A 12,958-nucleotide genomic window follows, 5' to 3' on the forward strand; every position below is an offset into this window, starting at 1 on the left:
GTTGGGTTTTCCCTGAGGGGCCCGGATACCCCCGCGGCGCCGGGGGGCCCGGCGGCCCCGCCCCCGGCGCCCGCGCACCCGCTGGAAGAGGCGGCGTCGTACGTGTGTACAAGCCGTTCGGCCTCGTGCGGGTGATCCTTTCGCCAGGGCGCCGACCGCGTCCCCGCGCATGACTACACTGCTCCACATACACGCGTCAGGCCCACAGTGTCGTGCGTCTTCCACGCGGCAAGCCCCTCCACGCCTGCGGCCGTCGGGACGGCCGTCCGCACTGGATCTGTGAGGACTCACGTGAGCTCGAAACCTGTCGTACTCATCGCTGAAGAGCTGTCGCCCGCCACGGTGGACGCCCTGGGCCCGGACTTCGAGATCCGGCACTGCAACGGCGCGGACCGCGCCGAGCTCCTCCCCGCCATCGCCGATGTCGACGCCATCCTGGTGCGCTCCGCCACCAAGGTCGACGCCGAGGCCATCGCCGCCGCGAAGAAGCTGAAGGTCGTCGCCCGCGCGGGCGTCGGTCTGGACAACGTCGACGTCTCCGCCGCCACCAAGGCCGGCGTGATGGTCGTGAACGCCCCGACCTCCAACATCGTCACCGCCGCCGAGCTGGCCTGCGGTCTGCTCGTGGCCACCGCGCGCCACATCCCGCAGGCCAACACCGCCCTGAAGAACGGCGAGTGGAAGCGCTCGAAGTACACCGGCGTCGAGCTGAGCGAAAAGACCCTCGGCGTCGTCGGTCTCGGCCGCATCGGCGTCCTGGTCGCCCAGCGCATGTCGGCCTTCGGCATGAAGATCGTCGCCTACGACCCCTACGTGCAGCCCGCCCGCGCCGCGCAGATGGGCGTCAAGCTCCTCTCGCTCGACGAGCTGCTCGAGGTCGCCGACTTCATCACGGTGCACCTGCCCAAGACCCCCGAGACGCTCGGCCTGATCGGCGACGAGGCGCTGCACAAGGTGAAGCCCACCGTGCGCATCGTCAACGCCGCCCGCGGCGGCATCGTCGACGAGGAGGCGCTCGCCTCCGCCCTCAAGGAGGGCCGCGTCGCCGGCGCCGGTCTCGACGTGTACGCCAAGGAGCCCTGCACGGACTCCCCGCTCTTCCAGTTCGACCAGGTCGTCTGCACCCCGCACCTCGGCGCCTCCACCGACGAGGCCCAGGAGAAGGCGGGCATCGCGGTCGCCAAGTCCGTGCGCCTCGCACTCGCCGGTGAGCTCGTGCCGGACGCGGTCAACGTCCAGGGCGGCGTCATCGCCGAGGACGTGCGTCCCGGGCTGCCGCTCGCCGAGAAGCTGGGCCGCATCTTCACCGCGCTGGCCGGCGAGGTCGCGGCCCGCCTGGACGTCGAGGTGTACGGCGAGATCACCCAGCACGACGTCAAGGTGCTCGAACTCTCCGCGCTCAAGGGCGTGTTCGAGGACGTCGTCGACGAGACGGTGTCCTATGTGAACGCCCCGCTGTTCGCGCAGGAGCGCGGCGTCGAGGTCCGCCTCACCACCAGCTCCGAGTCGCCCGAGCACCGCAACGTGGTCACCGTCCGGGGCACCCTCTCCGACGGCCAGGAGGTCGCGGTCTCCGGCACGCTGGCCGGCCCCAAGCACCTCCAGAAGATCGTCGCGATCGGTGAGCACGACGTGGACCTGGCGCTCGCCGACCACATGCTCGTGCTGCGCTACGAGGACCGCCCCGGCGTCGTCGGCACGGTCGGCCGGATTCTCGGCGAGGCCGGTCTGAACATCGCGGGCATGCAGGTCTCCCGCGCCGACGTGGGCGGCGAGGCGCTGGTCGTCCTCACCGTCGACGACGACATCCCGGTGGCCGTGCTGGCCGAGATCTCCTCGGAGATCGGCGCCACCTCGGCCCGTTCGGTGAACCTCACCGACTGAGCCGGTGCTCCTCACGGCCTGACCGTACCCGGTATGTAGACGTGCGTCTTACACAAACGTCTGCATGCCGGGTACGCTGCTGTCATGGGACATCGTGAGGATCTGCTCGAAGGCGCCAAGCGCTGCCTGCTGGAGAAGGGGTACGCGCGCACCACGGCGCGTGACATCGTGGCCGCGTCGGGCACGAACCTCGCCTCCATCGGCTACCACTACGGCTCCAAGGAGGCGCTGCTCAACCTCGCCTTCATCAAGGTGACGGAGGAGTGGGGCGAGACCCTCACCCCGGACGGCGAGCGGACCGAGGGGGAGCCGGAGGCCCCGGCCGCGCCGCTCGACCAGTTCCGCGAGACCTGGGAGCGGGTGATCGGGAGCTATGAGCAGACCCGCGCCGTCTGGCAGCTCCAGATGGAGGTCATCTCCCGCATCGACTCCGACCCCGAACTGCAGAAGGCCCTCGCCGGACCGCAGCGCGCGGGCCGCGACGGACTCGCCGAGAGCATGATGGGCGTCGACCCCGAGGCCGACCCGGAGCGCGCCCGGGTGGCCGGGCTCTTCTGCCAGGCGCTGCTCGCCGGCGTCATGGTCCAGTGGCTGATGGACGCCGACTCCGCGCCGTCCGCCCAGGACCTGACGGACGGGTTGAAGGTGGTCCTGGAGGGACGGTCTCCGGCGGGCGGGACCGAGCGCTGAGCGCGGGGTGGCGAAGCCTCAGAGCCGGGCCGCCTTCAGTGCCATGTGCAGCAGCAGCCGGTCCTCGCCGTCGTTCAGGTCGAGTCCGGTGAGCTGCTGGACGCGGGAGAGGCGGTAGTACAGCGTCTGGCGGTGGATGCCCAGCTCGGCGGCGGTCCGGGAGGCCTGGCCCGCGCAGTCCAGGAACACCTCGGCGGTGCGGGCGAGGCCCTGCCCGGCCGGGGTCAGCAGGGGGCGCACCGCCGGGTCCGGCGGAGCGTCCGGGGTGAGCGCGGTCAGCGTCCGGTACGGGCCGATGGCTGACCACTCGGCGACCGGGCCGAACCGGCTCTCCGCCGCTGCCGCCCTGGCCGCCGCCGACGCCTCGTGCCAGGCGTCGGCCAGCTCCGCGAGGCCCCGGCGCGGGACCGCGATCCCGGCGGTGGCGGCCGCCCCCGCGTCGGCGCGCAGCCGGTCGGCGGCGGCCAGTGCGGGATCCAGCACCTCGGGGGAGCGCAGCCGGATCAGCGCGGCCAGCGCGGGCGGCCCGGGCCGGCCCGGCGGCGGGGCCCCGGTCAGCGCCGCCGCCGAGGGGACCGTGCGCACGGCGGGCGAGCCGTCCGTCCACGGGGTCACGCACACCACGGTGTGCAGCCCCTCCGCGTCCGGGCCGAGCGCCTCGGCCAGCGCGGTCACCGCCATGTCCCGCTGCCAGCCGCGCCCGGCGGCCAGGACCGCGCCGAACTCCCGGGACAGGTCGGTGCCCGCCCGTTCCTCGTCGGCGAGCAGCGCGCCGATCCGGGCGGCCACGTCCATCGCGGCGTCGAGCTGCCGGTCGGTCGGCCCGGGGTCGGCGTCCAGCAGCCATACGTAACCGAGCACGACACCCCGATGGCGTGCCGGGAGACAGATGCGGTCGCGGTAGACGCCGGCCTCGGGGGCGGCCGGGATGCGGACCGGGGCGGTGGCGCGGGTGATGCCGAAGTTCTCGAACCAGGCACGGACCGCCGGGGTGGAGCGGCGGGTGAGGATCGACCGGGTGCGGACCGGGTCCATCGTCGTGGTGTCGTCGCTGTCGTGGACCCCGAAGGCGACCAGGCCGAAGTCCCGGTTCTCCAGTGTCGCGGGGACGCCGAGCAGTGCGGAGATCTCGTCGACCAGCTCCTGGTAATCGCCCTTCATCCGGCCATTCTCGCACCCCTTCAGACATATGTCTGAGATCCGGGGCACGGATATGTGGCAGCTGTCGATGGCGGATGACGGGCGGGATCCATAGATTTCACGGTGGTTCTCCGTGCTGTACCGCTTATGTTCGTTACAGGGCATATACGGCGGTATGGCCTCGTTCGTACTTTCCGTGGAGGTGCCCCGTGCTGGGTCCCGTGATTCTCGCCGCGTCGCGCAGCGACAGGATGCGCCGGTTCATCTCGGCCGCGCCCGGCACCAAGCAGGTCGTCGACCGCTTCATCGCCGGTGAGACGGTCGACCAGGTCGTCCCGGTCATCGAGGACGCCGCCGGCAAGGGCCTCGAAGTCACCCTCGACGTCGTCGGCGAGGACATCACCACGCCCGAGCAGGCCGCGGCCGCGCGCGACGCCTACCTGGAGCTCATCGGCCGTCTCAAGGACCTGGGCCTGGGCACCCGGGCCGAGATGTCCGTCAAGCTGTCGATGTTCGGCCAGTCCCTCCCGTCGCCCACCACCACCCTCAACGGAGATGCCTCCGGCCCCGCAGATTCATTCCAAGGCGGCCACGAGCTGGCCCTCGCCAACGTGCGCCCGGTCGTCGAGGCCGCCGCCGCGATCGGCACCACGGTCACCCTGGACGCCGAGGACCACACCACCCTCGACTCGATGTTCGCCATCCACGAGGAGCTCCGGAAGGACTTCCCGGAGACCGGCTGCGTCATCCAGGCGTACCTCTTCCGCACCGAGGAGGACGCCCGCCGCCTCGCCGCCGCCGGCAGCCGCGTGCGCATCGTGAAGGGCGCCTACAAGGAGCCCGCGTCCGTCGCGTACCAGGACAAGGCCGAGATCGACAAGGCGTACGTCCGCATCCTGAAGACCCTGATGGAGGGCGAGGGCTACCCGATGATCGGGTCCCACGACCCCCGCCTGATCGCCATCGCCCAGGAGCTGGGCCGCAAGGCCGGGCGCAAGCTGGACGAGTACGAGTTCCAGATGCTGTACGGCATCCGCAGCGACGAGCACGTCCGGCTCGCGGCCGAGGGCCACCGCATGCGGGTCTACACCGCGTACGGCACCGACTGGTACGGGTACTTCATGCGCCGCCTCGCCGAGAAGCCGGCCAACCTGCTGTTCTTCGGCCGCTCCATCCTCACCAAGGGCTGATCACCCCTCCACCCCTCCCCACGACTGACTGAAGGAGCAAAGGACACCATGGACGCTGTGACCCAGGTCCCCGCGCCGGTCAACGAGCCGGTCCACTCCTACGCCCCGGGCACCCCGGAGCGCGCCCGCCTGGAGGCCAAGCTCAAGGAGCTCAGCCAGAACCCCATCGACCTGCCGATGACCATCGGCGGCGAGAAGCGGATGGGTGGCGGCGAGCGCGTCGACGTCGTGCAGCCCCACAACCACAAGGCCGTCATCGGCACCTTCGCCGGCGCCACCGAGCAGGACGCCCAGGACGCGATCGACGCCGCCCTGGCCGCCGCCCCGGCCTGGCGCGCGATGTCCTTCGACGACCGCGCCGCCATCATCCTGCGCGCCGCCGAGCTGCTCTCCGGCCCGTGGCGCGAGACGCTGGCCGCCTCCACGATGCTCGGCCAGGGCAAGACCGCCCAGCAGGCCGAGATCGACTGCCCCTGCGAGCTCGTCGACTTCTGGCGCTTCAACGTGCACTACGCGCGCCAGATCCTCGCCGAGCAGCCGCCGGCCAACTCCCCGGGCGTGTGGAACCGCATGGACCACCGCCCGCTGGAGGGCTTCGTCTACGCGATCACGCCGTTCAACTTCTCGGCCATCGCCGCCAACCTGCCGACCGCGCCCGCCCTCATGGGCAACGTCGTCGTGTGGAAGCCGTCCCCGACGCAGACGCACGCCGCCGTGCTGCTGATGCAGCTCCTGGAGGAGGCGGGCCTGCCCAAGGGCGTCATCAACCTGGTGACGGGCGACGGCATCGCCGTCTCCGAGGTGGCCCTGAACCACCGCGACCTGGCCGGCATCCACTTCACCGGCTCCACCCCGACCTTCCAGCACCTGTGGAAGACGGTCGGCAACAACATCGCCAACTACCGCACCTACCCGCGGCTCGTCGGCGAGACCGGTGGCAAGGACTTCGTCGTCGCCCACCCGTCGGCCGACCACGCCGTCCTGAAGACCGCGCTGACCCGCGGCGCCTTCGAGTACCAGGGCCAGAAGTGCTCGGCGACCTCGCGCGCCTACATCCCGGCCTCCATCTGGAACTCGGGCTTCAAGGAGGCGTTCGCGGCCGAGGTCGACTCCATCACCATGGGCGACGTCACCGACCTGTCGCACTTCATGGGCGCCGTCATCGACGACCGCTCCTTCGCGAAGAACAAGGCCGCCATCGACCGCGCCGCCGCCGACCCGGCGTGCACGATCGTCGCGGGCGGCACCTACGACGACTCGGTGGGCTACTTCGTCCGCCCGACCGTCATCGAGTGCACCGACCCCGAGAACGAGGTCTTCACGACCGAGTACTTCGGCCCGATCCTCGCCGTCCACGTCTACGAGGACGACCGGTACGACGCGATGCTGGACCAGATGGAGTCGGTCTCCGACTACGCCCTGACCGGTTCCGTCATCGCGAACGACCGCGCGGCGGCCGCGTACACGATGGAGAAGCTGCGGTACGCCGCGGGCAACTTCTACATCAACGACAAGTCGACCGGTGCCGTCGTCGGCCAGCAGCCCTTCGGCGGCGGCCGCGCCTCCGGTACGAACGACAAGGCGGGCGCCCCGCAGAACCTCCAGCGCTGGACCCTCACCCGGGCCATCAAGGAGACGCTGGTCCCGCCGACCGACTACACCTACCCCCACCAGGGCTGACACCCGCGGGGCGCCGCACTCCCGGCGCCCCGCCACGAACTCCGCCTCCCGACCGGGTCCCCTGCCGGCCGGGAGGCGGTTTCCATTCAGTACAGGAACCGCTTGACCACCGCGTCGCCCGCGTGCGCCGCGCGCCCGTAGAAGTCCACGAGCTGCCGGAAGTGGGCGGCGAGGACGGCGCGGACCTCGGGTTCCGGCAGGCCCCAGTGCGTGGCGATGCCGCCGGCGGCCGTGGCCCACAGCCCGTCGAACGGATGGCCGCGGAGGAACTCCGCCGCCTCGTGCACCTGCGCGGCCGTCAGCGTGACCGAGGGTGCCTCGGTTCCGGCCGGATCCTCGTGAACGGCCCCGCCGAAGACCGGGAGCTCGCCGTCGCCGTGGCCCGGCGGTGCGAGCAGGCACAGCTCGTGGACCGTGAAGAAGTCCTTGGAGATGTACAGATCCGTCGCGAGGTGGTCGAACCCGTCGTCCGGGCCGGCGAAGACGGCCGCCACCCCCGCGAAGTCCCGCGGCAGCCCAGAGACCGGGACGGCCCGCGCCTGCATGCTGAAGCTCATCGCTGTCCTCTCCCGCCGGGCTCTCGTCCCGGCCGCTGCCCCAGCACAGTAGGGGCGCCCACTGACAACCGTCCCGTACGCACCGGCGCCACGCTCAGCCCCAGCCGCGCACGATCAGCCCGAGCCCCACCGCGAACCCGCCGCCCAGCAGCGCCAGGTAGCGGCCGTACAGCCGGCGGTGGCGGCGCAGCAGCAGCCCGAGGCCCGCGAAGGCGAGGCCCACCGTCAGGGTGCGTGATCCCCGGGCCGCCGCCGACGCGGCCAGCCAGTCCGCCGCCGGGACACCGGCGCGGCCCGCCTCGGCGCCGTACACCTTGAACGGGATGCCGTTCCACGGCTGGTGGCGTACGGCCGAGGCGCCCTCGAGCGCCAGTCCCTGCCGCACCTCCGCCCGCATCCGGTCCGTCGTCAGCGGGGCGGGCAGGTGAACGCCCGCCGACGCCAGGTGCAGCGCCAGCAGCCCGCCCGCCAGGCTGCCGGCCAGCGCGCCCAGCGACATCCTCAGCGCCGCGCGCGGCACCGCCACGCACACCACCCCGAGCAGCAGCTCCGGCATCAGCGGCCAGCTCAGCGCCTCCGCGAACGCCCAGCAGAACGCCAGCGGCAGGCCCGCGCGGGACGTGACGACCGAGGCCACCCGCCCGCGCACCGCGGAGTCCCGCAGCGGCTCGGCGGTCGTACGGTCGTGCAGCGCGCGCACCGCGTCGCGGGCCGCCTCGGGGGAGACCCCGGAGGGCAGCGGCTCACCGATCGTCACCCGGACCAGTGAGGAGCGCAGCCGCCCGTGCTTGGGCAGCAGCCGGCCCGTGCCCGCGATGCCCACCGGCACGACCGGGACGCCCGCCTCCTCGGCCAGGACCAGCGCGCCCCGGTGGAAGGAGCCGAGGGTGCCGTCCTCGGCGCGGGTGCCCTCCGGGAAGAGCACGACCGCCCGGCCCTCCCGCAGCTCGCCCGTCATCGAGAGCAGGTCCGCCATCCCGCCGCCCGCCCGCCGGACCGGGAAGCCGGCCGCCAGCCTCCGGCAGATCCGGCGCCGCCAGGGAGACGCGAACCAGTAGTCGGCCGCCGCGCCGATCGCCGGGGAGTGCCCGGCGTCGAGCGCGGCCAGCAGCGCCGCCGTGTCCGCGTGCGAGGTGTGGTTGGCGACCACCACACAGCCGCCGCGCGGCAGCCGGCCGCGCCGCTCGACCCCGCCGGTGAGGCTGAGCACGCCCCACCACAGGCCGCGCCGCAGCGCGGAGGCGACCCGGGAGCGGACGGGGAGGACCTGGTGACCGGGGGTCCGTACGGGCGTCGTCATCACGTCATCACCATCGCCAGGAGAAGGGCCACGAGAAGGGAGTCGATCCGGTCGAGCAGGCCGCCGAAGCCGGGCAGCCAGCTGCCCGCGTCCTTCACCCCGGACTCGCGCTTGACCATCGACTCGACGAGGTCGCCGAGGACGCAGCCGCCGACGACCGCCGCCCACAGCGGGAGGCTGAACGCGCCGAGCACGAGCAGCAGCGCGGCGGTGGCGAGGGCCGCGCCCAGCACACCGGCCCACGTCTTGTTCGGGGAGAGCGGCGACAGCGGCCGGGAGAGCGGTCCGCGCCGCCCCAGGGCCGTACCCCCGCACCAGGCGCCGACATCGCCGAGGGCCACCGCCAGGCCCACCGCGACCGCCGTGTCGCCGAGCGTCACCAGGCCGGTCAGCGCGACCGGGATCCACAGCAGCCCGAAGGCGGTGCGGGCGGTGCGGGTGAAACCCGAGCGGTCGTCCCCGCCCAGGACGGAGGGGAGCGCCGCCGCGACGAGGAGCAGGGCCGCCGCGCGCAGGTCCAGCACGCGCGGGGCGAGCCACGCCAGCGCCGGGAGGGCCGCCGAGGCCGCCGCGAGCACGGCCAGGTCGGCGCGGCGCAGCCCCGCCATCCGGGCGTACTCGCCCACCGCGACCACGCCGAGCCCCGCGGCCAGCGCGTACGTGCCGCCGCCGCCCAGGAAGTACGCCCCGAGGAAGACCGGCGCGACCAGCGCCCAGGTCCGCCAGCGCCTGCGCAGTTCGGCCCGCATCCGGACCTTCGCCGGCAGGACCGCGACGGCGACCCCGCCCGCGCCCAGCACGCCCGCGACCAGCGGCACCGCGCGGGCCGCCGCCTCCTCGGCGATCAGTACGGCGCTCATGCCGACTCCCGCCAGAGGCCGGCCAGCCGGAGCGCGGCGGTGAGCAGGGAGCCGACGGCGATCACGGCCAGGACCGGGACGGCCCAGCCGCTCGCGGCGGCCACCACGACCAGCAGGCAGCGCTCGGTCTTGCCGACCGGGCCCCCGTTGCGGCGGGGCGCCCCGGCGGCGGCCCCGGCCAGCGACACCCAGGAGGGCAGTGTGGCCGCGAGGCCGGCGAGCGCCACCAGCCACAGCGGGGCGAGCGTCAGGAACCCGGCCAGCACGACCAGGTCCGCGACCCGGTCGCCCAGCTCGTTGAGGATCGCGCCGCGCCGGGTCGTGCGGCCCGTGTCACGGGCCAGCGCCCCGTCCAGGTTGGCGAAGGCGAGCCGCGCCGCGAGCAGGACCGCGACCGGCAGTGCGGCGGGTCCGGCGGGCAGCAGGGCCAGGGCGGCGGCGGCACCGGCCGCGGCGGCCACCCCGGCGACGGTGAGGGTGTCGGGCGACACCTCGCGGCGGACCAGCGAGGCGCGGACGCCGGAGAGCCGGTCCGCGTACCAGGGTTTGAGAGCGTAGAGGCCGTTCATGGCTTCAACTCTCGTGCGGCGCACGCCTTTTCGGCATGGCTCGGGTACTCAGGTGCGCCTGAGTACGCGCACGGGCCGGGCTCCGCCCGGGAGGCGCGGCACGCCGCCGTCTCAGATAGTAGGAAGCCCGAGTAATTGTGGAGACAGACCGGCCCGGCTGTTCTAGTTTTGTGGAAGCCGAACGTCTCGCTCGATCAAGCGACTGGCGGTCGAGAGCGCGCGCCCTTGCGCAGGCAACCCCTGCGGCGCCCGTTCCCCGCCCCTTCCGGCGCCTCGAAATCACTGATCTCGACATCACCCCCCGCTGTTCGATCTCGAAATCCTCGCGATCTCAAGGAGTCGATCCACCATGGCCGAGACCACCACCCGCCGCCGTGTCCGTCACGCCCACCGCCCGGCCGAGTCGGAGCGGCAGGCTGCCGCCGCCGCCCTGCAGCGCGCCCTCGACCGCAGGGACAACGGCGGCTCCACCGGCCACTGAGCCGCCCGCCCGTCCCCTCGTACGCCCGTCCGGACGTCCGCATGGTGGACGTGACGTGTCATGGGGTGGGACGGGCAGTAGGGTGCCACCATGTCTCGCAGCATCAATCTCGCAGTGATCCCCGGTGACGGTATCGGCCAGGAGGTCGTGGCCCAGGGCCTCAAGGTCCTCAACGCCGTCCTCCCTCAGGACGTGAAGCTGGAGACCAAGGAGTACGACCTTGGTGCCCGGCGCTGGCACCGCACCGGTGAAACCCTCCCCGACGCGGAGCTCGAAGCCCTCAAGGGGCACGACGCCATCCTGCTCGGCGCGATCGGCGACCCGTCCGTGCCCTCCGGCGTCCTGGAGCGGGGGCTGCTGCTGAAGCTGCGCTTCGCCTTCGACCACTTCATCAACCTGCGGCCGTCGAAGCTCTTCCCGAACACGGACACCCCGCTGGCCGGCCGTCCGGACATCGACTTCGTCGTCGTCCGCGAGGGCACCGAGGGCCCGTACACCGGCAACGGCGGCTCGCTGCGCACCGGCACGGAGCACGAGGTCGCCACCGAGGTCAGCCTCAACACCGCCTTCGGTGTCGAGCGCGTCGTCCGCGACGCCTTCGAGCGCGCCGCCGCCCGCCCGCGCAAGAAGCTGACGCTGGTCCACAAGAACAACGTCCTCGTGTACGCGGGCCACCTGTGGAAGAACACCTTCGACAAGGTCGCGGCCGAGTACCCCCAGGTCACCACCGACTACCTGCACGTCGACGCCGCGACGATCTTCTTCGTCACCCAGCCGGAGCGCTTCGACGTCATCGTCACCGACAACCTCTTCGGCGACATCCTCACCGACCTCGCCGCGGCCGTCTCCGGCGGCATCGGCCTGGCCGCCTCCGGCAACATCAACCCGACGGGCGCCTTCCCGTCGATGTTCGAGCCGGTCCACGGCTCCGCCCCCGACATCGCCGGGCAGGGCAAGGCCGACCCGACCGCCACGATCCTCTCCGTCGCCCTCCTGCTGCGCCACCTCGGCTACGACGCCGAGGCCGTGCGCATCGAGGACGCCGTCTCCGCCGACCTCGCGGAGCGCGACGGCGCCCGCAGCACCGACGAGATCGGCGACGCCCTCGCGGTACGCGTAGCGGGCTGACCCGACGACTCCCACAGAAGCCGCCGGGTCGCAGACGCACCCGGCGGCTTCTCCTGTGCGGCCCCGGGTGTCACCATCGAACCCTGGACCGCATTCACGCCATTTCGTGCCCGGCGTCCTTCGAGAGATAATCGAACGGGACCGTGGCCCGCAGCGAAGCTCGGACGTCCTGGCATCTGAAGGCGTGCACGCGGTCCTACACACACATAACGGTGAAGGACACGCACATGACGACGCCCACGATCGAGCTCAAGCCCTCCTCGAACCCGCTGTCCGACGCGGAGCGCGAGGCGATCCTGGCCAAGCCCGGCTTCGGCCGCTACTTCACCGACCACATGGTGACGATCAAGTGGACCGAAGGCCGCGGCTGGCACGACGCCCAGCTCGTCCCGTACGCGCCGCTGTCGATCGACCCCGCCAACATGACGCTGCACTACGGCCAGGAGATCTTCGAGGGCCTCAAGGCCTACCGTCAGCCCGACGGCTCGGTCGCCACCTTCCGCCCCGAGGCCAACGGCGAGCGTTTCCGGGCGTCCGCCCGCCGCCTCGCCATGCCGGAGCTGCCCGTCGAGACGTTCGTCGCGGCCTGTGACGCGCTCGTCCAGCAGGACGCCGCCTGGGTCCCGGCACACGGCGGCGAGGAGTCCCTCTACCTGCGCCCCTTCATGATCGCCACCGAGGTCGGCCTCGGCGTGCGGCCGGCCAACGAGTACCTCTTCCTCGTCATCGCCTCGCCCGCCGGCGCGTACTTCCCCGGCGGTGTGAAGCCCGTCTCCATCTGGCTGTCCGAGGACCGGGTCCGCGCCGTCCCCGGCGGCATGGGCGACGCCAAGACCGGCGGCAACTACGCCGCGTCCCTCCTCGCCCAGGCCGAGGCCGCCGCCAAGGGCTGCGACCAGGTCGCCTACCTCGACGCCGTCGAGCACAAGTGGGTGGAGGAGCTGGGCGGGATGAACCTCTACTTCGTCTACGGCGACAGGATCGTCACCCCGGCCCTCACCGGCTCCCTGCTCGCGGGCATCACCCGTGACTCGCTCCTCAAGCTGGCCGGTGACCTCGGTTACACCTCCGAGGAGGCCCGCGTCTCCATCGACCAGTGGCGCGACGACACCGCAGCCGGCACCCTCACCGAGGTCTTCGCCTGCGGCACCGCCGCCGTCATCACCCCCGTCGGCACCGTGAAGAGCGCGGGCGGCGAGTGGACCCAGGGCGACGGCACGCCCGGCCCGGTCACCCTCAAGCTGCGCGAGCGCCTGCTCGACATCCAGCGCGGCACCGTCGAGGACACCCACGGCTGGATGCACTCCCTCGCGTAAGCAGTGCCCGCACGCCGTACGGATCGCGCCCGGTGTCCCGCCGGGCGCGATCCGTACGCCCGCATCCTGAGACGGGGCGGGGTGCGGCGGCGGTCCTGTGCCAGACTGCTGCCGTGTCCTCGTTCGTCATGATTATTGGCAGCAGGCGCGCCGGTCCGCAGTG

Annotated in this window: 12 protein-coding genes; 7 read left to right on the forward strand and 5 right to left on the reverse strand. The window is 72.5% G+C overall.

Annotated features, from left to right (window positions below; translation table 11 throughout):
• The first annotated feature begins 291 nt into the window (after positions 1 to 291).
• Positions 292 to 1,884: a phosphoglycerate dehydrogenase gene (gene serA, locus ABZ564_RS29125; RefSeq protein WP_360862109.1), complete on the forward strand. Its 1,593-nt coding sequence runs from the start codon at positions 292 to 294 to the stop codon at positions 1,882 to 1,884.
• 84 nt (positions 1,885 to 1,968) lie between these two features.
• Positions 1,969 to 2,574 (forward strand): TetR/AcrR family transcriptional regulator, encoded by a 606-nt coding sequence (locus tag ABZ564_RS29130; RefSeq protein ID WP_360862110.1) that lies wholly within the window; start codon positions 1,969 to 1,971, stop codon positions 2,572 to 2,574.
• A gap of 18 nt (positions 2,575 to 2,592) precedes the next feature.
• Here ABZ564_RS29130 and ABZ564_RS29135 read toward each other — a convergent pair whose 3' ends face one another.
• Positions 2,593 to 3,735 (reverse strand): helix-turn-helix domain-containing protein, encoded by a 1,143-nt coding sequence (locus tag ABZ564_RS29135; protein WP_360862111.1) that lies wholly within the window; start codon positions 3,733 to 3,735, stop codon positions 2,593 to 2,595.
• 188 nt (positions 3,736 to 3,923) lie between these two features.
• Between ABZ564_RS29135 and ABZ564_RS29140 the strand changes: the two genes are divergently transcribed.
• Both ABZ564_RS29140 and pruA read left to right on the forward strand, forming a co-directional pair.
• Positions 3,924 to 4,904 carry a proline dehydrogenase family protein gene (locus ABZ564_RS29140; protein ID WP_360862112.1) on the forward strand — a complete coding sequence of 327 codons (981 nt, stop codon included), beginning with the start codon at positions 3,924 to 3,926 and terminating at the stop codon, positions 4,902 to 4,904.
• Positions 4,905 to 4,952: 48 nt separating this feature from the next.
• Entirely contained in the window at positions 4,953 to 6,584 is a 1,632-nt protein-coding gene (pruA, locus tag ABZ564_RS29145) for an L-glutamate gamma-semialdehyde dehydrogenase (RefSeq protein ID WP_360862113.1), read from the forward strand.
• 86 nt (positions 6,585 to 6,670) lie between these two features.
• Here pruA and ABZ564_RS29150 read toward each other — a convergent pair whose 3' ends face one another.
• The 4 genes from ABZ564_RS29150 to ABZ564_RS29165 all read right to left on the reverse strand — a co-directional run bounded on the left by ABZ564_RS29150 (position 6,671) and on the right by ABZ564_RS29165 (position 9,870).
• Positions 6,671 to 7,141, reverse strand: coding sequence for a DUF1877 family protein (locus ABZ564_RS29150; protein WP_360862114.1), 471 nt, complete (start codon positions 7,139 to 7,141; stop codon positions 6,671 to 6,673).
• 94 nt (positions 7,142 to 7,235) lie between these two features.
• Positions 7,236 to 8,441, reverse strand: coding sequence for a lysophospholipid acyltransferase family protein (locus ABZ564_RS29155; protein ID WP_360862115.1), 1,206 nt, complete (start codon positions 8,439 to 8,441; stop codon positions 7,236 to 7,238).
• Positions 8,441 to 9,301, reverse strand: coding sequence for a phosphatidate cytidylyltransferase (locus ABZ564_RS29160; protein WP_360862116.1), 861 nt, complete (start codon positions 9,299 to 9,301; stop codon positions 8,441 to 8,443). Before ABZ564_RS29160 ends, ABZ564_RS29155 begins: the two co-directional genes overlap by 1 nt.
• The gene (locus ABZ564_RS29165) at positions 9,298 to 9,870 is read right to left on the reverse strand and encodes a CDP-alcohol phosphatidyltransferase family protein (protein ID WP_360862117.1); all 573 of its coding nucleotides are present in this window, start codon (positions 9,868 to 9,870) and stop codon (positions 9,298 to 9,300) included. The genes ABZ564_RS29160 and ABZ564_RS29165 overlap by 4 nt, the downstream gene beginning before the upstream one ends.
• Before the next feature lie 349 nt (positions 9,871 to 10,219).
• Between ABZ564_RS29165 and ABZ564_RS29170 the strand changes: the two genes are divergently transcribed.
• From ABZ564_RS29170 to ABZ564_RS29180, 3 genes are all read left to right on the forward strand, one after another.
• Complete coding sequence (locus ABZ564_RS29170; protein ID WP_360862118.1) at positions 10,220 to 10,351, forward strand: hypothetical protein; 132 nt, start codon at positions 10,220 to 10,222, stop codon at positions 10,349 to 10,351.
• A gap of 90 nt (positions 10,352 to 10,441) precedes the next feature.
• Complete coding sequence (locus ABZ564_RS29175; protein WP_360862119.1) at positions 10,442 to 11,479, forward strand: 3-isopropylmalate dehydrogenase; 1,038 nt, start codon at positions 10,442 to 10,444, stop codon at positions 11,477 to 11,479.
• Positions 11,480 to 11,706: 227 nt separating this feature from the next.
• Positions 11,707 to 12,795 carry a branched-chain amino acid aminotransferase gene (locus tag ABZ564_RS29180; protein ID WP_360862120.1) on the forward strand — a complete coding sequence of 363 codons (1,089 nt, stop codon included), beginning with the start codon at positions 11,707 to 11,709 and terminating at the stop codon, positions 12,793 to 12,795.
• Positions 12,796 to 12,958 lie beyond the last annotated feature (163 nt).

Origin of the sequence: Streptomyces sp. NPDC019224, assembly GCF_040632605.1 — a bacterium.
GTDB lineage: Bacteria > Actinomycetota > Actinomycetes > Streptomycetales > Streptomycetaceae > Streptomyces.

Coding starts and splice junctions, on each gene's coding strand:
- ABZ564_RS29155 (WP_360862115.1), bottom strand. CDS start 8,441: ATGACGACGCCCGTACGGACCCCCGGTCACCAGGTCCTCCCCGTCCGC.
- ABZ564_RS29175 (WP_360862119.1), top strand. CDS start 10,442: ATGTCTCGCAGCATCAATCTCGCAGTGATCCCCGGTGACGGTATCGGC.
- pruA (WP_360862113.1), top strand. CDS start 4,953: ATGGACGCTGTGACCCAGGTCCCCGCGCCGGTCAACGAGCCGGTCCAC.
- ABZ564_RS29165 (WP_360862117.1), bottom strand. CDS start 9,870: ATGAACGGCCTCTACGCTCTCAAACCCTGGTACGCGGACCGGCTCTCC.
- ABZ564_RS29180 (WP_360862120.1), top strand. CDS start 11,707: ATGACGACGCCCACGATCGAGCTCAAGCCCTCCTCGAACCCGCTGTCC.
- ABZ564_RS29160 (WP_360862116.1), bottom strand. CDS start 9,301: ATGAGCGCCGTACTGATCGCCGAGGAGGCGGCGGCCCGCGCGGTGCCG.
- ABZ564_RS29150 (WP_360862114.1), bottom strand. CDS start 7,141: ATGAGCTTCAGCATGCAGGCGCGGGCCGTCCCGGTCTCTGGGCTGCCG.
- ABZ564_RS29170 (WP_360862118.1), top strand. CDS start 10,220: ATGGCCGAGACCACCACCCGCCGCCGTGTCCGTCACGCCCACCGCCCG.
- ABZ564_RS29135 (WP_360862111.1), bottom strand. CDS start 3,735: ATGAAGGGCGATTACCAGGAGCTGGTCGACGAGATCTCCGCACTGCTC.
- ABZ564_RS29130 (WP_360862110.1), top strand. CDS start 1,969: ATGGGACATCGTGAGGATCTGCTCGAAGGCGCCAAGCGCTGCCTGCTG.